Source organism: Halorubrum hochsteinianum, from assembly GCF_023702125.1.
Taxonomy (GTDB): Archaea; Halobacteriota; Halobacteria; order Halobacteriales; family Haloferacaceae; genus Halorubrum; species Halorubrum hochsteinianum.
The window spans coordinates 714,627-732,692 of the sequence record NZ_CP098415.1; the positions used below are offsets into that span (position 1 = coordinate 714,627).

Here is an 18,066-nt window from a genome sequence, read left to right on the forward strand (position 1 = left end):
AAAAGGCGGGTCGGCGCGCGACCGTCACCGGGCCGCGTCGTCGGATTCCGCGAGGAACTCCGCGTCCGTGGGCTCCGCGTACGGTTCCGGCGGTTCGTCGTCCGCGTTGAGTTCGCGCCGTGCGAGGTGGTTCTCGAGTTGGCGGCGCTTGTTCCTCCCTTTCCGCTCGCGGCCCGATTTCGTGTCTGGCATCGTCACCCGTGTCAACTATACCCACACATATGAATCTTGTGTCGGTGTGCGGACGAGTCGGCGAGAAAACGGGCAGATAGACGACCAGCGGAGAGGGTTTAAATGCCGGCGAGCGGCAACGTCAATCGGTTGTAAACAGAGGATGCGGTGGCGCGTGCCTGCGAGCGGCCGCCGGAGGCGGCCGCGAGACAGCACGCGCGAGGGAGTCGCGAGCGGCCGGGCGACCGTCGGGAGCCCGGAGCGAGCGACGAGGCTGGGGAGAGGTGAGGTGCGGTTCGGTGCTGGGCGGGACTCGAAGGGGCAGCCGCGAGGCGGGCAGAGGCGACGTAAGCACCGCAGGAGGGAGTGAAACGAGCGACGAGGAGCACAACGAGCGTCTGCCCGCCTCGCGGCTGGGGCTTCGACGGTCTCTGTGCCGATCGGCGGTTTATAAACACCTCCTACATCGTACGGCCGAGTGGCTGGGGCTTCGGAGACACCTGCCGTCGGTCCGCGATTGGGTAGTTATAGACGCCTAACAAAAATCTGCCAGCGAATTTCAACAGCGAGTGTCTCTGGATACGATCTCGTCAGCAGGGTCAACGCGGAACAAGACCCCACCATCAATTGGTGCGAAGACCACCACATAGATGCAGCCGCTGTACTCCTCACCGAGAGGCTGGGTGACGACGGTCTCGTCTTCGGCCGAGTCGGGACCGTCATCGGGATACCCCGCTTTCACGTCCAGCCACAACGGCTCGTCACCGTTCCCGAATGGACCGTCGACGAGATCCACATCGGCCTCAGTGCCTTCAGTCGCATCGAGCTCGAAGGAATCCCAGTAGAGTACGCTCTCGGTGGACCGCAGAACGACGTCGAACGTTCGCGGAACGTCCTGCCCGTTCGCGATCTCGATCGTGTCGACGATTGTTGGATCGTTGTCGCTCTCCGTGGAATCACCGCGGAGGTCGGTACAGCCAGCGAAACTGGCTAGACCGGTACCGCTGAGGCTGAGGAGGAGCGTACGGCGTTCAGTAGATACCTTGGGGACCATCTGAACGACAGATCTATTTTTAATATATTCATTTATATTTTCTCACCGAAATCAGTACAGAACAAAAAAGTAAGCATATAGATCCCTATGGTGGCAGAATCCTCGCGCTACATAGGCTCGGTAATTCCGGACTCGCTCGTCGCTGACGCTCCTCGCTCGTAGTCGGCGTCGACAGAAACGCCAGGAGGGGGATTTGAACCTAAATCAGACGTGCTCGTTCGCGGCTCGCGGCTTCGCCGCTCGCCCACCGAGGTGCTCGCTTCGCTCGCACCTCGCACCGCTCACTGCGCGCGACTGATAGGGTTCAAATCCCTTGGTCTCGGTTCGTCGACGCCGGACTCGCTCGTCGCCGGCGCTCCTCGCTCGTAGTCGGCGTCGACAGAAACGCCAGGAGAGGGATTTGAACCCCCGATCCCGGATGGGAACACGCTTTCCAGGCGTGCGCCTTACCACTCGGCCATCCTGGCTCACGTGGTGATATTCCGGTGCGACTGTTAAGTCCTTCTTTTCGCTCGCAGTCGCGCCTCGGCGGCGTAGGAGATACCGGCCGACGCCGCGGCGACGGCGAACGCGACGAGCGCCTGCCCGCCGATGCCGACCGGCAGCGACCCGGAACCGAGGAGCCGGTACCCCTGCGCGAGCGCGAGGAACGCGAAGCCGCCGACGGCTCCCCACAGCGCCGCGGACCGCGCTCTGGCACGGGGGGTGGCCGGCGCGCCGGGCGTCACCGCCGACTCCTCGCCGCCGTCGGCCATCTACTCGACGACGGCGACCGCCTCGATCTCGACGCCGACGCCCTTCGGCAGCGCGCCCGCCTGAACCGCCGAGCGCGCCGGCGGGGACTCGTCGAAGTAGCCGGCGTACGTCTCGTTCATCTCGTCGAAGTCGTCGATGTCGTCGAGGAACACCGTCGTCTTGAGCACGTCCTCAGCCGACGCGCCCGCCTCCTCCAGCACCGCGAGGAGGTTGTCGAGCGCGCGCTCCGTCTGGACCGCGATCGACGCGTCGTCGAGTAAGTCGCCGTCGGGCGTCAGCGGGATCTGCCCGGCCGTGAACACGAGGTCGCCGTCGGTCGTCGCCTGACTGTACGCGCCCACCGCCGCCGGCGCGTCGTCCGTGTGGATGGTCTCTTTCATGCGAGTGCGACTTCGCCCGGCGGCCTCAAGAGTACTCTGGAGCGAGCCGGGCGGGGCCGGTCGAAGCCAGCCCAGCGGGACCACCGTCAGACACAAGACTTTCGAATGGTAACACGACACGTATGACGGGTGATCAGCTCCTGCCGCTCGCCGCGGTCTTCGTCGGCGTGGCGGCGGTCAACCTCGCGGTGATGTGGGTGCTCGTCCGGCGCGACCGCGACATCGCGGAGCTGTTCGGCTCGGCGGCGACGCGGTCGTCCGACGCCGACCGCGACGCAGGACCGGTCGATCCCGGTTCGACGCCCGCGACCGCGTCCGGCGCGGGCCCCGATACGACGGACGAGGCGGGAGAGCCGCGCGACCCGCCGCCGCTCGACGCGGACGGCGAGACGGTCGTCTGCCGGCACTGCGGTGCCGAGAACCGCGCCGGCTACCAGTACTGTCGGTGGTGCGCGCGCTCAGGGTTCGTCGACGAGGAGGCCGGGGTCACGGCGGGGACAGCGATGACCGACCGATCGCTGTGAGCGGGCGAGACAAGGGCGGTCGAAGCGGGAGCAGTCGGGAACGGAGCGCTCGAAGCGAGACCGGTCAGGCGACGTCGACCCGACAGCCGGCCGCGTAGTCGATCCCGTCGAGCGCGTCGATGCCGTCGTCGCCGCACACCGGACAGTCCGGGTTGCGCGCGTACGGTACCGTCTCGAACGAGAGGTCCATCGCGTCGTAGAACAGCACCCGACCGACGAGCGGGTCGCCCACCCCGATGAGCAGCTTCACCGCCTCCGTCGCCTGGAGGCAGCCGACGGTCCCCGGGAGGACCCCGAGGACCCCGGTGCTGGCGCAGTCCGGCACCGTCCCCGGCTCCGGCGGCTCGGGGAACAGACACCGGTAGCAGGGGCCGTCGGGCGAGAGCGTCGTCACCTGCCCCTCGAACTTGTAGATGGCACCGTGGGAGACGGGCACCCCCTCGATCCGCGCGGCGTCGTTCACCACGTACCGGGTGGCGAAGTTGTCCGAGCAGTCGACGACCACGTCGTGGTCGGCGATCAGCTCGCGGGCGTTGCTCGCGTCGAGGCGGGTCTCGTGTCTCTCCACGTCGACATCGGGGTTGAGGTCGGCGACGAAGTCGGCGGCCGAGTCCACCTTCTTTCGCCCCACGTCGCCGTCGCCGTGGATCACCTGTCGCTGGAGGTTCGAGCGCTCGACGACGTCGTCGTCGACGATCCCGATCGTGCCGACCCCGGCGGCCGCGAGGTACTGGATCGCGGGCGCGCCGAGCCCGCCCGCGCCCACGACGAGGACGCGGCCGTCGAGCAGCCGCTTCTGTCCCTCGGGACCGACGTCGTCCAGGATGACGTGTCTGGAGTAGCGGTCGAGTTGGGTCGCGTCGAGAGAGAGGCTCATGTGCGTCACCTGTGCCGGCGCGGATATAACCGTGTTCCCGGAGCGTCGGCCAATTCGTCGACGCCGCCGCAGGCACCGTCCTCGATTCTGCCGCGCTCACTCCGTCGACGCCGCCACCGAGTCGGTCATCCAGCAGCCGTCGACGTCGCCGAGGGCGTCGTCGGTCCCCTGACTCCCGCCGTCGATGAGTACGAGCCGGAACTCGTACCGCCCGGTGACGTCGCCGTCCTCGCGGGTGACGACCTCGACCTCGGCCGTCCCGCCGTCGACCGCCGGCACCGAGTACGCCGCGGTGTCGTACGTGCGCATCGGCGCGTACCGCTCCGTCTCGAACAGCGCGGCGTAGTCGTCCACCGAGCCGACGGCCGCCCGGTTCTCCGGCGACGCGAACGCCCGCAGGGTCCGCACGCCGTCGTTCGTCGCGTTGTCGTCGTACCGAAGCGCGTTCAGCTGGATCTGGACGACCTGAAGCGCCGACCGCTCGCAGGTGGGGACGGGCGCGGTGTTCCTGGCGGCCTCGTCGGTCGGGCCGTCCGTCGGCTCGCCGTCGACGCTCCCCACGGAGCCGCCGGCGTCTCCGTCGGCGTCCCCCGTTCCGCCCCCACCGTCGCTCGCGTCGTCCGAGCCGACCGCGTCCGACCCCGTCGGCGACGGCTCGGTCGACTCCTCGCCGCCGACGCCCGCGATCCCGCCCAGTCCGTCGGGCCCGACGGCGGTGCCGACGAGCGCGCCCCCGACGCCAGCGGCGAGGAGCGCGACGACCGCGACCGCCGCGAGAAGGGTCCGGGGGTACGTCCGCTCCGTCGCCGCGTCGGCGGATCCCCCCGCGTCGGTTCGGGAGGGAGAACGCGGCCGCGGTCCGGGGGCGTCTCGGCCCGCCGCGTCGCCGGCCGCCGCTCCGCCGGCCGTCGCTCCGCCGACGGTCGCTTCATCGGTCGCTCCCCCGGCGGTCGTCACCCTCTCGTCCGTCGGGTCATCGGCTGTCGTACCGCTGGCCACCCCGTCTGCCGTCGTTCCGTCGGCCGCCTCGTCGCCCGTCGACCCGTCCGCCGTCGAACCCGCGGCCGCCACGTCGTCGTACTCGGTCGAGCGGACCGGAACGCCGAGGACCCGCTCGGCGAGCGCGTTCGCGTCCGTCGGCGGCACGGCGTACAGGAGGCGCTCCCGGAGGTCCGCCGGGGTGACGACTTCGACCCCGTCGCCGAGGGGTTCGCCGTCGAGCGACTCGCGGGAGCCGCCCGCGACCGCGACGGCGTCGACCGACCCGTCCGGCAGGGGCTCAGCAGCGGCCTCGACGACGAGAATCTCGGTCCGCCGGTCGCCGTCCGACACCGTGACGCGGGGCGGGTCGACCGTCGCGCCATCGGCGGTCGCCGCGTACGTCTCGCCGACGAGCGTCGCGAGCGCGTCCCTGTCGAGCGACTCGACCGCGGTCGCGAACTCGTCGAGGGGGATGGGGTTGCTCGCGGTCACCGGTGGATCGCCACGTAGTACCGTTAGTATGTGACGCGTTGTCTTTGCTCTTGGGTCGAGCGGATCCGGTGCCGCGGCTGGGCGGGGAGAGCGAGTCGGAATAAAAGCGGGTGTCGTCGACCGCGGGGCGGGCCGGTTACTTGCCCTGCCGGTCGTTCGAGGTGACGCTCGGGCGCGTCTTCTCGGTGCCCTTGCCGCGCTTGCGCTGGCCGCGGCCCTTGGTGCCGGCGGAGGTGAGACCGCGGTACGCGCGGCCCTTGTGGTCGTCCGAGCAGATCCAGTTCAGCTCCTCGTCGTTCTCGATCGCGGGGTGGGCGGGGTCCACGAGGATGACCTCGTGCCACTTCTGCGAGCCGTCCTCACCGACCCAGTAGGAGTTGAGCACGCGGAGGTTGCGGTACTTCCGCGATGCGCGCTCCTCGGCGATGCGCTGGATCGACTTGCGCCGCGAGACGCGGTTGACGCCCTGTCGCTTCGAGCGACGGCCGGCCTTGAAGCGCTGCTTGCGCGAGCCGCCCTTGCGGACGCTCACGCGGGCGACGATGACGCCCTGCTTGGCCTTGTAGCCCAGTTCGCGGGCCTTGTCCAGCCGAGTTGGGCGCTCGATGCGCTCGATAGCGCCCTCGTCGCGCCACTCCTGTTTGCGCTGCCACTGCAGCTCAGCCAGTTTCCCCTCCTTGGGGGACCGCCACGCCTCCTTGATGTGCGAGTAGAAGCTTCGTGCCATTGTGTGTCCGCGGACGGTTGCGATTCAGCCGCGAGGGGCCACATGTCGTCTCGTCCCGGGACGCGCGTCGGTCGATCCGACGGCGGTCCCAGCGGCGAGTGCCCGCTGTGTCCGCACCAGCGAGTTGTCGGCAGTACCCGCGGTTCGCCCTTAACGGCTTCGTTCCCCGGATCGCGTGCGAGCGCGTGCCACGAGACGGCGGCGCAGCCGGTCCTCCCGAGCGCCCCGGTAGCCGCTCCCGTCGCGGCCGCGCGTCGATCGATTAAAGTTCATTTGTATCGATGAACCGCTAGTGGTACACAACGACGCCGCGCCGGGCGAACGCGGACTCGACGGAGGTGGTGTCCGGTGGGATCCGTGAGGCTGGTCGTCGTCGCGGGGACGACCGCGACGGCCGCGATCGACGGCATCAGCGCCGCGGGCGCGGACCCGGACCTGCGGACCGAGACGCCGAGCGCCGACCTCGAGATCGTCGAGACGGGCCGGCCCGCGCCGGACTCGCCCGTGCCGGTGAGCCCGACCGGCTGCCCGACGCCCGCGGTCGTCACCCGCGCGGTCCGCGAGCTACTGGGTCCCGACTCGCTGCCGGTCACGGCCGTCGACGCCGGGCTCGGCGCGCCGACCGCGGCCGCCGTCCGCGACGCGGGCGCGGCCCCGGGCGGCGACGTGCGCGACCCGGAGCCGGTCCCCGAGGCGGCGACCGTCTTCGAGCGGGCCCGCGCGCTCGCGCCGGAGCTCGCCGAACCCGAACGCGACGCGCCCGAGGGCGGCGACGGCGGTAACGGGCGAGACCGGGGAGCGGCCGGCGAACTGCTCGTCGCCGAGACGATCCCCGGCGGGACGACGACCGCGCTCGGCGTCCTGACCGCGCTCGGCGAGCGGGCCGCCGTCTCCTCGTCGCTGCCGGCGAACCCGATCGAGCGGAAGCGGCGCGTCGTCGCCGAGGCGCTGGACGCGAGCGGGCTCGAAGCCGGCGACGCGGCCGGCGAGCCGACCGAGGCGGTCCGGCTCGTCGGCGACCCCGTCCTCGCCGCGCTCGCCGGCCTGATCGTCGGCTGCGCTGACGCCGGCGTCGACGTGACGCTCGCGGGCGGCACCCAGCTCGCGGCCGCGGCGGCGCTCGCCCGACACGCCGGCGTCGACGGGGCGCTCCCGCTCGCGACCACGTCGCTTGTCGCGGACGACCCCACCGCCGACCTGCCGGCGCTCGCCGACGACCTCGACTTGCGCCTCGCGGCCGCCGACCCGGGGTTCGCCGAGAGCGACCACCCGGCGATGGCGGCGTACGCCCGCGGCGAGGCGAAGGAGGGCGTCGGCATGGGCGGGGCGCTTGCGCTCGCGGAGCGGGCGGGCGTCGCCGACGCCGCCGTCCGCGAGCGGATCGCCGCCGTGACCGACCGCCTGCTCGCCGAGCGCTCGGAGGGCGGCGAGGACGCGGAGGGCGGCGAGGACGCGGAGGGCGGTGCGATCGAGAGCGCCGCGGCGAACGGGGGCGACGCGCCGTGAAGGGGCTCGTCCTCGGCGGCACGGCCTCCGGCGTCGGCAAGACGGTCGCGACGCTCGCGACGCTGCGCGCGTTCGAGGCGGCGGGACGGACGGTCCAGCCCGCGAAGGCGGGGCCCGACTTCATCGACCCGAGCCACCACGCCCGCGCGGCCGGACGCCCCTCCCGGACGCTCGACCCGTGGCTTCAGGGCGTCGACGGGCTCCGCCGCAACTACGCCCGCGGCGACGGCGACGTCTGCGTCGTCGAGGGGGTGATGGGGCTGTACGACGGTAGCGTCGCCAGCACGGCCGGGGTCGCCGCCGCGCTCGACCTCCCCGTCGTCCTCGTCGTGGACGCGAGCGCCGGGATGGAGAGCGTCGCGGCGACCGCGCTCGGCTTCCGCGAGTACGCCGACCGGACGGAACACGACCTCGACGTGGCGGGCGTGATCGCCCAGCGGGCGCACGGCGGCCGCCACGAGTCGGGGATCCGCGACGCGCTGCCGGACTCGCTCGGCTACTTCGGCCGGATCCCGCCGAGCGATGACCTCGAAATTCCCGACCGGCACCTCGGGCTCCACGGCGGCGACGAGGCGGCGCTCCCGGACGACGCGCTCGACGAGGCCGCAGAGACGCTCCGGACCGACCGGCTGCTCGACGCCGCCCGCGAGCCGACGCCGCCGGAGGTCCCTCCGGGCGAGGCGCGGGGCGCGGCGACAGCCGGCGACGGCCCGCGCGTCGCGGTCGCGGACGACGACGCCTTCCGGTTCGTCTACCCGGCCACGCGCGAGCGCCTCCGCGAGCGCGCGACCGTCGTCCCCTTCGCGCCCGCGGCCGGGGACGACCTCCCCGACTGCGACGGCGTCTACCTCCCCGGCGGCTACCCGGAACTCCACGCCGAGGCGCTCGCCGAGGGGCCGGCGCTCGGGTCGATCGCCGACGCCGCGGCCGAGGGCACGCCGGTCCTCGGCGAGTGCGGCGGGCTGATGGCGCTCGCGGAGACGCTGACGACCGCCGACGGCGACACGCACGAGATGGCGGGGATCCTCCCGGCGTCGATCGAGCGCCGCGAGCGGTATCAGGCGCTCGACCACGTCGAACTCCGCGCCCGGAGCGACACGCTCACCGCGGGGGCCGGCGACCGGCTCCGCGGCCACGAGTTCCACTACTCCGCGGCCGACGCCGACGGCGACGCGCGGTTCGCCTTCGACGTGGTGCGCGGGACCGGGATCGACGGCGACCGCGACGGACTGACCGAACACCGCACCCTCGGAACGTACTGTCACGTCCACCCGGAGAGCGGGGCGTTCGACGCGTTCCTCGACGGGCTATGATCCCGAACGCGATCGCGGCGACCGCGGCGAACTCCCCGGGCGTCACCGCGCCGACCCCGACGGTCGCCGCCGCGGTCGCCGCCGCCCTCGCGGTCGCCGTCGCCGTCGCGCTCGACGCCGCGCTCGGCGAACCACCCGGCCGAGTCCACCCGGTGGCGCTGTTCGGGAACGTGATCGCCCCCGTCGACCGCGACTGGAAGCGGCCGGACGCGGTCGGGGTCGCCGTCGCCGTCGCGCTCCCGCTCGCGGCCGCGGTCGCGGTGGGCGGGGGCGTCTGGCTTGCGACGGGCGTCGGTCCGCGCCCCGGCGGCGTCCCGCTCGTCGGCGTCGCGGCCGCGGCGCTCGCGCTGTGGGTGACCGTCAGCCGCCGGATGCTCGCCGCGGTCGCGGCCGAGACCGTCGCGCTGACCGAGACGGACCCCGAGGCGGCCCGCGAGCGCGTCGTCGCGCTGGTCGGTCGCGATCCCGACGACCTCTCGCCGGCCGACCTCCGGAGCGCCGCGGTCGAGAGCGCGGCCGAGAACCTCGCCGACGGCGTGGTCGCCCCCCTGTGCTGGTTCGTCGCCGGGGCGACCGCCGGGGTCGCGGCGGCTGGCGTCGCGTCCCTCCCGCCCGCCCCCCTCGGGCCCGCGGCGCTCGCGCTCGGCGGCGGGGCGGCCGCGGCCGCCTGGGCGAAGGCCGTGAACACCCTCGACTCCATGCTCGGCTACCGGTCGAAGCCGGTCGGCCGTGCGAGCGCCCGTCTCGACGACGCCGTCATGTACCTCCCGGCGCGGGCGAGCGCCGTCTGTCTCGCCGTCGCGGCGCGGTCGCCGGAGTCGCTCCGGGACGCGAGACCCCTCGCCCGCGAGCCGGCGTCGCCGAACTCGGGCTGGCCGATGGCGACCGCGGCGGTCGCGCTCGGCGTCCGCTTGGAGAAGCGGGACGCGTACGTCCTCGACGGGGGCCCGGAGCCCCCGACGCCGGCGACCGCCCGCGCCGGGGTCCGGCTGGTTCGGATCGCCGGCGGGGTCGCGGCCGCGGTCGCTGTCGGCTGGCTGCTCGCGCTGGCGGGGGTGGCGGCGTGGTCCTGACGGATGCGGTCGCCGCGTTCCGCGGTGCCCTCGGCTTCTGCTCGCGGATCCCGGTCGGGAGCGGCGAGGCCGACTGGGAGGCGTTCCGGCGGCGACCCGCGGCCCTGCCCGCGGTCGGCTACGCGCTCGGGGCCATCGTCTCGCTCCCGGTCGTCGCAGCGGCGGCCGCCGCTCCCGTCCGCATCCCGGCGGCCACGGTCGCGGTCGCGTTCCCCGCGTGGCTCTACCTCGTCACCGGGATCACCCACCTCGACGGCGTCGCGGACCTCGGGGACGCCGCGGTCGTCCACGGCGACGCCGACCGCCGGCGGGAGGTGCTGAAGGACTCGTCGCTCGGCGTCGGCGGCGTGCTCGCGCTCGCGCTGGTCGTCGTCGGTCTCGCGGCCGCGGGGGCGAACGTCGCGGGCGCGGTCGGGCTCTCGGCCGTCGGCGAGACGGCCCGGTTCTCCGCCGTCGACGCGGCGGTCCTCGTCGTCGCCGCGGAGGTGAGCGCGCGGGGCGCGGCGGCGGCGCTGGTCTGTCTGGGCGACGCCGCACACGAGGGACTCGGCTCCGCGCTGACCGACGAGTCCGGCCCGCGCTCCCTCGCGGGCGTCGCGCTCGCGGTCGCGCCCGCGGTGCCGCTGGCCGGGGCGGTCGGCGGCTCCGCCGGCGTCCGGGCGACCGTCGCCGCCCTCGTCGCCGCGGCCGTCGTCGGCCTCCTCGCGTTCGCGTGGGCGCGGGCGCGGCTCGGCGGCGTCTCCGGCGACGTGCTCGGCGCGACGACGGAGTTGGCGCGGGCGACCGCGCTCCACGCGGGGGTGATCGCGTGGACGCTCTCGTGATGTGCGGCGGCCGCGGCACGCGGCTCGGCGGCGACGCCGAGAAGCCGCTGGCGGCGGTCGGCGGGCGGCCGATGGTCGACCGCGTCCTCGACGCCCTCGCCGCGAGCGGGGTCGAGACCGCGTACGCGGCCGTCTCGTCGCACACCCCGCGGACTCGCGAGCGGCTGGTCGCGCGCCGGAACGGCGAGGGGTCGGGACGCGAGGGGGAATCGCTCGAACTCGCCGTCGTCGACACGCCGGGCGAGGGGTACGTCGCGGACCTCCGCGCGGCCCTCTCCGAGGGGCCGACCGCGCCGACGCTCACCGTCGCGGCCGACCTCCCGCTGCTCGACGGGTCGGCCGTCGACGCCGTCCTCGACGCGCGCGCCGCGGCCGACGCCGACGCGCTGTCGGTCCGCGTCCCCGCGGCGCGCAAGCGGGAACTGGGCGCGAGCGCCGACGCCGCGACTCGGTACGATGACGCGGGCGACGCGGAGCCGGACGACGGCGACTCGACCGGCGACGTTCCGGCCGGGATCAACGTCGTCGGCGCGCTCGACGGCGCGGGCGACGAGGCCGTCCGCGCGACCCGGGACGCGCGCCTCGCGGTCAACGTCAACCGTCCCGCGGACCGGCGGCTCGCCGAGCGGATCCTCCGTGGCGACCCGGACGCTCCCGCCCGTCCGACCGGTGGGGTCGAGTGGCTCGACCGGCCCGACTCGTGGTCGGCCGCCGACGGGGGTGAGCCGTCGTGAACCGCGAGCGGGCGGCGGCGCTGGGGCGCGAGCCGCATGGGAGCAGCGACGACCCCGACCTGCTCGACTTCAGCGCGAACGCGAACCCCGAGGTGCCCGACGGCGTCGAGCGCGTGTACCGCGCGGCGTTCGAGACCGCGCGGACGTACCCGCCGGAGCCGCCGGAAGCGTTCCGCGCGGCCGCCGGGGAGTACGTCGGCTGCGACCCGGAGAGCGTAGTCCCGACGCCGGGCGGGCTGGCGGCGATCCGGGCCGCGGTCGCGCTCGCGGTCGACGACGGCGACACGGCCCTGCTCCCGGCCCCGAGCTTCGGCGAGTACGCCCGGGAGGTCGAGCTTCGGGGCGGCGAGCCGGCGTTCGTCGACGCCGAGCGCGTCCTCGACGCGGACCCGAGCGGCCACGCGCTGGCGGTCGTCTGTACGCCGAACAACCCGACGGGGACCGGCTACGACCGCGAGGCGCTGCTCGCGTTCGCGGCGCGCTGCCGGGCCGCCGGGACCGTACTGCTCGTCGACGAGGCGTTCCTCGGGTTCACCGAGCGCGAGTCGGTCGCGGGGACCGAGGGCGTCGTCGTCACGCGGGCGCTCACGAAACTGTTCGGGCTCCCCGGGCTCCGGACCGGCTTCGCGGTCGGGGTCGGCGACCTCGGCGCGGCGCTGCGGGGCGCGCGCCGCGCGTGGAACGTGAGCGCCCCGGCGGTCGCGACCGGGGAGTACTGCCTCCGGCGGGACGCGTTCGTCCGCGAGACCCGCGAGCGCGTCCGGCGGGAGCGCGGGCGGCTGCGCGCGGCGCTGACCGACGCCGGGTACGGCGTCGCCCCCTCCGAGGCCCCGTTCCTCCTGCTCGGCGTCGGCGACCGCGACGTCGACCGCGTGATCGAGCGCGCCCGGGAGCGCGGCGTGGCGGTCCGGGACGCCCGGACCTTCCGCGGCCTCGACTCGCACGTCCGGGTCGCGGTCCGCCGCCCGGCGGAGAACGACCGGCTCCTCGCGGCGCTGGGCGCGGGCGGCGGGGAGGGCGACGACGAGGGGAGCGAGGGAGGCGATGAGTACGGAGGTGCGGCCACCGATGTTTGACGCGACCGTCAGCGAGGGGGTGCTCCGGCTACACCGCCCGGAGACGCGCTGGCTCTCGACCGGCTGGAACGGGGGCCGAGCGCGGGCGACGGCCGGGTACAACGTGACGGTCCCGGAGGGGTTCGACCGGACCGACCTCGGGGCCTACCGCGACGAGCGGCTGGCGCGGGCGGGGTTCGGCGGCGGCGACGCGACCGGCCGCGACGACGCTCCCGACCGCGACGCCCCGCCGACGCTGTTCACGGGCGTCTCGATGGACCACGCGCGGGGCGCGCGGCTCGGGCCGGTCGTCGCGTACGCGACGGTCGGCCTCTCGAACCCCGCGATGCTGCCGATGGAGCCGGCCGGCGCGGGCGGCTCGCGCGGTTCGGCCGACGCGACCGACCGCTCCGAACGCCCCGGCACGGTCAACCTGATCGTCGGCGCGACGCGGCGGCTCGCGCCCGGGGCCGCGGCGAACCTCGTCGCGGTCGCGGCCGAGGCGAAGGCCGCGACGCTGCTCGCGACGGCGGGCGTCCCGGGCACGACGAGCGACGCCGTCGTCGTCGCCGACGACCCGACCGGCGAGCCGGCGGAGTTCTCCGGGAGCGCTACCGCGGTCGGCGCGGCGGCCCGCGCCTGCGTCCGGGACGCGGTCCGCGCGAGCCTGCGGTCGCGGTACCCGGACGGCGACGTGCCCGGGCCGGCGGGCGACGCCGAACACGGCGTCGTCACCGACGAGCGGGCGGAGGTATTCGATCCATGACCACGAACCACGACGACACCGACGACGCGACGGAACCGAGCGACGAACCGACCGCGCCGGACGCCGACCGGACGCGAACCCCGGGCGGCGGCGCGGCCCCCGAGCCGCGGCCGATCGAGCCGGCCGCGCCTGAGGAGTTCGGGCTGGTCCAGGCGTTCTGGGGCGGCGGGAAGGGGAAGACCACGGCGGCGATGGGGATGGGGTTCCGGGCCGCGGGGCACGGATACCGCGTCCACATGCTCCAGTTCATGAAGGGGGGCGCGGACAGCGTCGAGGGCGTCAGGGGCGAGTACAACGCGATCGCGGCCGTGCCCGGGTTCTCCTACGAGAACGCCGGCCACTACGGCTGGCACGGGCTGCTCGACGGGTCGGCCGACGACAAACACGAGGCGAAGGCGACCGCGGCCTTCGAGCGCGCGGCGGCCCTCGTGGCCGCGGCCGGCGAGGCGGACCTGACGGAGCCGTTCCCGCTCGACGGCGACCCCGAGGACGGCGTCCACATGCTGATCTTAGACGAACTGCTGTACGCGGTCGACCGCGGCCTCGTCGACGCGGACGCCGTCGTCGACCTCGCCGAGTCGAAGCCGTACGGCCTCGAACTCGTCCTCACCGGGAGCCACGCCGAGCCCGACTACCTCGACGGCGTCGCCGACCTGATCACGAACGTCCGGAAGGAGGCGCACCCGTTCGACGACGGGCAGCGCGCCCGCCGGGGGACGGAGTACTGACCGTGGAGGGCGGATCCGCGTGACCGACGCCGACGACGCGGCGGACGCGACGCCTGACGCCCCAACCGTCCTGATCGCGGGCACGGCGAGCCACGTCGGGAAGAGCACGCTGGCGGCCGGGCTCTGTCGGCTGCTCGCCCGCCGCGGCGTCTCGGTCGCGCCGTACAAGGCGCAGAACATGAGCAACAACGCCCGGGTGGCGCTCGCCCCGGACGGCGAGTGGGGCGAGGTCGGCGTCTCCCAGCACGTCCAGGCGCGGGCGGCGGAGACCGTGCCGACGACGGACATGAACCCCGTGCTGCTCAAGCCCCGCGGCGGCGGCGAGAGCCAGATCGTGATCGACGGCGGGGCGGTCGCGAACGCCCCGGCGTCGGCGTACTACGACGACTACTGGGACGAGGCGCGCGACGCCGCGATCGCCGCGCACGAGCGGCTGGCGGCCGGCCACGATGTCATCGTCGCCGAGGGCGCGGGGAGCGTCGCCGAGATCAACCTTCACGACCGCGACCTCGCGAACGTCGAGTGCGCGCGGTTCGCGGACGCGCGGATCCTGATCGCGGTCGACATCGAGCGCGGCGGCGCGTTCGCGAGCCTCTACGGGACCCTCGAACTGCTGCCCGACGACCTCCGCGAGCGCGTGTGCGGGGCCGTGATCACGAAGTTCCGCGGTGACCCCGACCTCCTCGAACCCGGCATCGACGAGATCGAAGACCGGACCGGCGTCCCGATAGTCGGCGTCGTCCCGCACGACGACCCGGGGCTGCCGGCGGAGGACAGCCTCTCGCTTCCCGACGAGGCGAGAGCCGGAGGGGAGACCGGGAGCGCGGGCGGCAGCGAAAGCGTCCTCGGCGGCGACGACGGCGTCCCCGACGGTGAGGCCGTCCGGGTCGGCGTCCCGCGGCTCCCCCGCATCTCGAACTTCACCGACCTGGAGCCGCTGGCGCGCGAGCCGGGGGTCCGCGTCGTCTACCTCCCGCTCGACGCCGGGCTGGACGGGGTCGACGCGGTCGTCCTCCCGGGGTCGAAGAACACCGTCGACGACCTGCTCGCGCTCCGCGAGCCCGGTCTCGACGCGGCGCTGCGCGCGTTCGACGGCCCCGTGGTCGGCGTCTGCGGCGGCTACCAGATCCTCGGCGAGCGCCTCGTCGACGCCGCCGTCGAGGGGACGGGGGACCGCGAGACGGTTCCCGGGGTCGGCCTGCTCCCGGTCGAGACCGGGTTCTCGACCGACAAGCGCGTCGAGCGCGTGACGTGCGCCGTCGACGGCGTCGGACCGATCGCGGGCGCGGCGGGGGAGGCGACCGGCTACGAGATCCGCGCCGGACGGACGCGACTCCTCGACGGGAAACAAGGGGAGTCGAGGCGGGTGGCGACCGAGCCGCTCGGCGCGGAGAGCGCGGCCACCGACCGGGTGCTCGGGACGTACCTCCACGGGCTCTTCGAGACCGAGGCCGTCCGCGACGCGTTCGTCGAGAGGGTCTACGAGAGCGCGGGGCGGACGCGCCCGGACGCCGCGGCGGTCGACCGCTCGCCGTACGACCGCGCGGCCGACCTCGTCGCGGACCACGTGGACCTGCGCGCGGCCGGACTCGGCGACCTCCTCGGGTCGCCGGACCGGGCCGACGGGTGAACTGACTCCGGGTCGGATCCCGAGGCGCTCGCCTTACGCCGCTCGTGGATCCGGTGGCGGAAGGTATATTGTCTTATGAGCCCAATACTGCGGCATGAGCGACGCAGCCGACGCGAACGAAGCGGTCGACGACGCGAAGACGGAGCGCGAGCGCATCCGGGAGCGGAAGCGCCGGGAGCTCGAAGCGCGCCTCGACGACGGGGAACCGCTCGCGGAGGCCGCCGGCAGCGGTTCGGGCGACGGCGGCGGGCCGGAGACACCGAGCGAGCCGGTCCACGTGAACGGGACGGACGAGCTCCGGCGGACGGTCGACGACCACGACGTCGTCCTCGTGGACTGTTACGCCGACTGGTGCGGGCCCTGTCAGATGATGGAGCCGACGATCGAGGCGCTCGCGGCCGAGACCGACGCCGCGGTCGCGAAGGTCGACGTGGACGCCAATCAGGCGGTCGCTCAACAGCTGGGGGCGCGCAGCATCCCGACGCTCGTCCTCTACGCGGACGGGGAAGCGGTCGACAGGTTCGTCGGCGCGCAGGACCGCGCGACGCTCGAGTCCGCGATCGACGAGCACGCCGCCTGAGGCGGGGTGTCAGTTCCCGGCGAGCGTCTCTTCGAGGAGCTTCCGCTGCGCCGCCGCGAGGTGCTCGGCGAACGTCGAGGGGGCGATGTCGAGCGCGTCGGCGACCGCGCTCGCGTTGGCGTCGCGGGGGCGCTCGAAGTACCCCATGCGGTAGGCGGTCCGCAGCACCTCGCACTGGCGGTCGGTGAGGCGGCCGCGGTCGACGAGGGTCCGGTCCGACAGCTCGTCGCCGCCCGTCGCGCCGTGGACGAGGTAGCGGACCTCGACGCGCTCGACGACCCCGTCGAGCGCCGAGACGACGTCGCGGAGGCGTTCGAGGTCGGGGAGGTGTAAGGTTAAGAGGAGGACGCCGTCTTCGGCGCGCGCGTCGGCGATCGGGCAGTCCAGCTCCTCGATGATCCGACAGGCGCACGCGCCGTCGTCCGGGCGGTCGTACCGGTACACCCGCTCGCTGCCGAGGTCGATCACCGACGAGGCCGACGGGACGCCCTCGGCGTCCTCGACCGCGTCCGGGTCGCGGGCGCGGAACTCCTCGGTGTGCGTGTCGCCGGCGTGCGTCCAGTTGACGCCCGTGATCGGGCCGTCGTGGGCGTTCGACGCGGCGACGACCGGGCAGTTCCCGGTCCCATGGATCGCGACGCCCGCGCGGACGCCGTCGGGCGTGGCCTCAGCAGGGCCCTCGGACGACTTCCCTTCGGTTCCCATCGCGTCGGGCTAAGGGGGACGGGCACAAAGTCCTGATCCCAGACGGCCGCTCGTTTCGCCCGTTACCCCCCGTGAACACCCGCAGTACTGAGGGTCCGACGGTATCGGTCCGGGGGCCGGAGTGGCGGCCGTGAACCGATCGATCCACGCCCTCGGCGCGCTCGCCCTGGCCGGTGCCGGTGCCGCGATGAGCGTCGCGGCGACCGCCGGCCTGGCGTTCGAGACCGGCGGCGGCCCGGACCCGCTCGTCGCGGCGGTCGCGCTCGCGGTCGCCGCGACGAGCCTCGGGTACACCGCCGCGACGGAGACGCGCGACGCGCTGCGGACCGACGGGTTCGGAATCACTCGCGTCGACCTCGGCAACGCGGCCGCGGTCGCCGTCGGAGCGCCCGCCACGTTCCTCCTCTCCGTCCGGGTCGGCGTCGGGCCGGTCGTGGCGTCCGCGCTCGTCGGCCTCTGCGCGTACCTCCTGGCGGAGACGTACGGCGCGCCCGCCTACTGCGGCTCGTTCGTCGGGATGGCGACCCCGGCGGCCGGGGCGGACCTCGGGGCGGTGGTCGCCGCCGGCCTCGTCGCGGCCGTCGTCTTCGTGCTCGCCAAGCACACGTTCAACGGCTTCGGCGGGAAGCTCGGGACGACGGCGTTCGTCGGCTGCCTGTCGGTCGCGGCGTTCGGCGGGCTGGCCCCCGGAACGGGGTCGGTTCCGGAGCCGGCCGTCGCGGGGGGGCTCGTCGGGGTCGCCGCCCTCGCCGCGCTCGCGACGTTCCTCCTCTCGGTCCGGTTCGACCACGGGCCGGTCGTCGGCTCCGCGGTCGTCGGACTCGTCGCCGGGGTCGTCTGCCCGCCGCTTTTCGCCGCCGGCGACGCGGTCGCGGCGGTCGCCTTCTGCGCGTCGTTCGCGGGGATGGCGACGCCGGAGCGGATCCCCGGCCCCGGGGCGATGCTTCTGGCCGGCGGGGTCGCGGGAACCGCGTTCGTCGGCGCGACGCCGTACTTCGTCGGCTTCGGCGGGAAACTGGGCACGATCGCGTTCGCCGCCTGCCTCGTGACCGCCGGGCTCCTGTCGCTCGGCCGCGTCCTCGCCCCGGCCGTCGGCGACGCCGTGACCGGGTGAGTCGCCCGCGAAGCCCCGTCGAGCGGGCGGTGTTCAGATAAGGTTTGAAAGGTGAGGCGGTGCGTTTTCAAAGTGA

General features: G+C 74.2%; 20 protein-coding genes and 1 tRNA gene. 12 read left to right on the forward strand and 9 right to left on the reverse strand.

Annotation, left to right across the window (positions count from 1 at the left end):
* Nucleotides 1-24 precede the first annotated feature (24 nt).
* From NAF06_RS03545 to NAF06_RS03565, 5 genes are all read right to left on the reverse strand, one after another.
* Nucleotides 25-192, reverse strand: a complete 168-nt coding sequence (locus NAF06_RS03545) for a hypothetical protein (RefSeq protein ID WP_008582163.1) — start codon at nt 190-192, stop codon at nt 25-27.
* A 538-nt stretch (nt 193-730) separates the two neighbouring features.
* Nucleotides 731-1,225, reverse strand: coding sequence for a hypothetical protein (locus NAF06_RS03550; RefSeq protein ID WP_008582165.1), 495 nt, complete (start codon nt 1,223-1,225; stop codon nt 731-733).
* Between the two features lie 385 nt (nt 1,226-1,610).
* A tRNA-Ser gene (locus NAF06_RS03555) sits at nt 1,611-1,692 on the reverse strand.
* A gap of 27 nt (nt 1,693-1,719) precedes the next feature.
* Nucleotides 1,720-1,980, reverse strand: coding sequence for a DUF7981 family protein (locus NAF06_RS03560; RefSeq protein ID WP_008582168.1), 261 nt, complete (start codon nt 1,978-1,980; stop codon nt 1,720-1,722).
* The gene (locus NAF06_RS03565; protein WP_008582170.1) at nt 1,981-2,361 is read right to left on the reverse strand and encodes a RidA family protein; all 381 of its coding nucleotides are present in this window, start codon (nt 2,359-2,361) and stop codon (nt 1,981-1,983) included.
* Nucleotides 2,362-2,483: 122 nt separating this feature from the next.
* On the opposite strand from NAF06_RS03565, the gene NAF06_RS03570 reads away from it, so the two are divergent.
* Nucleotides 2,484-2,885: a DUF7577 domain-containing protein gene (locus NAF06_RS03570; RefSeq protein ID WP_006629575.1), complete on the forward strand. Its 402-nt coding sequence runs from the start codon at nt 2,484-2,486 to the stop codon at nt 2,883-2,885.
* 64 nt (nt 2,886-2,949) lie between these two features.
* Here the strand turns inward: NAF06_RS03570 and ubaA are convergent, their stop codons facing one another.
* The 3 genes from ubaA to NAF06_RS03585 all read right to left on the reverse strand — a co-directional run bounded on the left by ubaA (nt 2,950) and on the right by NAF06_RS03585 (nt 5,962).
* Complete coding sequence (gene ubaA, locus NAF06_RS03575) at nt 2,950-3,762, reverse strand: SAMP-activating enzyme E1 (protein WP_008582172.1); 813 nt, start codon at nt 3,760-3,762, stop codon at nt 2,950-2,952.
* 96 nt (nt 3,763-3,858) lie between these two features.
* Nucleotides 3,859-5,235: a DUF4864 domain-containing protein gene (locus tag NAF06_RS03580; protein WP_008582174.1), complete on the reverse strand. Its 1,377-nt coding sequence runs from the start codon at nt 5,233-5,235 to the stop codon at nt 3,859-3,861.
* A 136-nt stretch (nt 5,236-5,371) separates the two neighbouring features.
* A complete protein-coding gene (locus NAF06_RS03585) occupies nt 5,372-5,962 on the reverse strand; it encodes a 50S ribosomal protein L15e (protein ID WP_006629572.1) in 591 nt (196 codons plus the stop codon).
* A 348-nt stretch (nt 5,963-6,310) separates the two neighbouring features.
* Between NAF06_RS03585 and NAF06_RS03590 the strand changes: the two genes are divergently transcribed.
* The 10 genes from NAF06_RS03590 to trxA all read left to right on the forward strand — a co-directional run bounded on the left by NAF06_RS03590 (nt 6,311) and on the right by trxA (nt 16,171).
* On the forward strand, nt 6,311-7,468 hold the full coding sequence (locus tag NAF06_RS03590) for a nicotinate-nucleotide--dimethylbenzimidazole phosphoribosyltransferase (protein WP_008582175.1): 1,158 nt from the start codon (nt 6,311-6,313) through the stop codon (nt 7,466-7,468).
* A complete protein-coding gene (locus NAF06_RS03595; RefSeq protein ID WP_008582176.1) occupies nt 7,465-8,781 on the forward strand; it encodes a cobyrinic acid a,c-diamide synthase in 1,317 nt (438 codons plus the stop codon). The genes NAF06_RS03590 and NAF06_RS03595 overlap by 4 nt, the downstream gene beginning before the upstream one ends.
* Entirely contained in the window at nt 8,778-9,854 is a 1,077-nt protein-coding gene (locus NAF06_RS03600; protein ID WP_008582177.1) for a CobD/CbiB family cobalamin biosynthesis protein, read from the forward strand. The genes NAF06_RS03595 and NAF06_RS03600 overlap by 4 nt, the downstream gene beginning before the upstream one ends.
* Nucleotides 9,845-10,678 carry an adenosylcobinamide-GDP ribazoletransferase gene (gene cobS, locus NAF06_RS03605; protein WP_008582178.1) on the forward strand — a complete coding sequence of 278 codons (834 nt, stop codon included), beginning with the start codon at nt 9,845-9,847 and terminating at the stop codon, nt 10,676-10,678. Before NAF06_RS03600 ends, cobS begins: the two co-directional genes overlap by 10 nt.
* Nucleotides 10,678-11,412: a GTP--adenosylcobinamide-phosphate guanylyltransferase gene (locus NAF06_RS03610; protein WP_008582179.1), complete on the forward strand. Its 735-nt coding sequence runs from the start codon at nt 10,678-10,680 to the stop codon at nt 11,410-11,412. The genes cobS and NAF06_RS03610 overlap by 1 nt, the downstream gene beginning before the upstream one ends.
* Complete coding sequence (locus NAF06_RS03615) at nt 11,409-12,488, forward strand: aminotransferase class I/II-fold pyridoxal phosphate-dependent enzyme (RefSeq protein WP_008582180.1); 1,080 nt, start codon at nt 11,409-11,411, stop codon at nt 12,486-12,488. The genes NAF06_RS03610 and NAF06_RS03615 overlap by 4 nt, the downstream gene beginning before the upstream one ends.
* Entirely contained in the window at nt 12,481-13,233 is a 753-nt protein-coding gene (locus tag NAF06_RS03620; protein ID WP_008582181.1) for an adenosylcobinamide amidohydrolase, read from the forward strand. Before NAF06_RS03615 ends, NAF06_RS03620 begins: the two co-directional genes overlap by 8 nt.
* Nucleotides 13,230-13,961 carry a cob(I)yrinic acid a,c-diamide adenosyltransferase gene (locus NAF06_RS03625; protein ID WP_008582182.1) on the forward strand — a complete coding sequence of 244 codons (732 nt, stop codon included), beginning with the start codon at nt 13,230-13,232 and terminating at the stop codon, nt 13,959-13,961. The genes NAF06_RS03620 and NAF06_RS03625 overlap by 4 nt, the downstream gene beginning before the upstream one ends.
* A 19-nt stretch (nt 13,962-13,980) precedes the next feature.
* Nucleotides 13,981-15,591 carry a cobyric acid synthase gene (locus NAF06_RS03630; protein ID WP_008582183.1) on the forward strand — a complete coding sequence of 537 codons (1,611 nt, stop codon included), beginning with the start codon at nt 13,981-13,983 and terminating at the stop codon, nt 15,589-15,591.
* Nucleotides 15,592-15,685: 94 nt separating this feature from the next.
* Complete coding sequence (trxA, locus tag NAF06_RS03635) at nt 15,686-16,171, forward strand: thioredoxin (protein ID WP_008582184.1); 486 nt, start codon at nt 15,686-15,688, stop codon at nt 16,169-16,171.
* A 9-nt stretch (nt 16,172-16,180) separates the two neighbouring features.
* On the opposite strand, the gene NAF06_RS03640 is transcribed toward trxA, so the two are convergent.
* Complete coding sequence (locus tag NAF06_RS03640; RefSeq protein ID WP_008582185.1) at nt 16,181-16,876, reverse strand: helix-turn-helix domain-containing protein; 696 nt, start codon at nt 16,874-16,876, stop codon at nt 16,181-16,183.
* A gap of 187 nt (nt 16,877-17,063) precedes the next feature.
* On the opposite strand from NAF06_RS03640, the gene NAF06_RS03645 reads away from it, so the two are divergent.
* Nucleotides 17,064-17,990 (forward strand): hypothetical protein, encoded by a 927-nt coding sequence (locus NAF06_RS03645; protein ID WP_049908616.1) that lies wholly within the window; start codon nt 17,064-17,066, stop codon nt 17,988-17,990.
* Nucleotides 17,991-18,066: the final 76 nt, after the last annotated feature.

Bases quoted from the DNA above. Each gene is read 5' to 3' on its own strand.
- NAF06_RS03570 (WP_006629575.1), top strand. From the start codon at position 2,484: ATGACGGGTGATCAGCTCCTGCCGCTCGCCGCGGTCTTCGTCGGCGTG.
- NAF06_RS03545 (WP_008582163.1), bottom strand. From the start codon at position 192: ATGCCAGACACGAAATCGGGCCGCGAGCGGAAAGGGAGGAACAAGCGC.
- NAF06_RS03550 (WP_008582165.1), bottom strand. From the start codon at position 1,225: ATGGTCCCCAAGGTATCTACTGAACGCCGTACGCTCCTCCTCAGCCTC.
- NAF06_RS03625 (WP_008582182.1), top strand. From the start codon at position 13,230: ATGACCACGAACCACGACGACACCGACGACGCGACGGAACCGAGCGAC.
- NAF06_RS03600 (WP_008582177.1), top strand. From the start codon at position 8,778: ATGATCCCGAACGCGATCGCGGCGACCGCGGCGAACTCCCCGGGCGTC.
- NAF06_RS03585 (WP_006629572.1), bottom strand. From the start codon at position 5,962: ATGGCACGAAGCTTCTACTCGCACATCAAGGAGGCGTGGCGGTCCCCC.
- NAF06_RS03645 (WP_049908616.1), top strand. From the start codon at position 17,064: ATGAGCGTCGCGGCGACCGCCGGCCTGGCGTTCGAGACCGGCGGCGGC.
- NAF06_RS03610 (WP_008582179.1), top strand. From the start codon at position 10,678: ATGTGCGGCGGCCGCGGCACGCGGCTCGGCGGCGACGCCGAGAAGCCG.
- NAF06_RS03565 (WP_008582170.1), bottom strand. From the start codon at position 2,361: ATGAAAGAGACCATCCACACGGACGACGCGCCGGCGGCGGTGGGCGCG.
- trxA (WP_008582184.1), top strand. From the start codon at position 15,686: ATGAGCGACGCAGCCGACGCGAACGAAGCGGTCGACGACGCGAAGACG.
- ubaA (WP_008582172.1), bottom strand. From the start codon at position 3,762: ATGAGCCTCTCTCTCGACGCGACCCAACTCGACCGCTACTCCAGACAC.
- NAF06_RS03640 (WP_008582185.1), bottom strand. From the start codon at position 16,876: ATGGGAACCGAAGGGAAGTCGTCCGAGGGCCCTGCTGAGGCCACGCCC.
- NAF06_RS03560 (WP_008582168.1), bottom strand. From the start codon at position 1,980: ATGGCCGACGGCGGCGAGGAGTCGGCGGTGACGCCCGGCGCGCCGGCC.
- NAF06_RS03620 (WP_008582181.1), top strand. From the start codon at position 12,481: ATGTTTGACGCGACCGTCAGCGAGGGGGTGCTCCGGCTACACCGCCCG.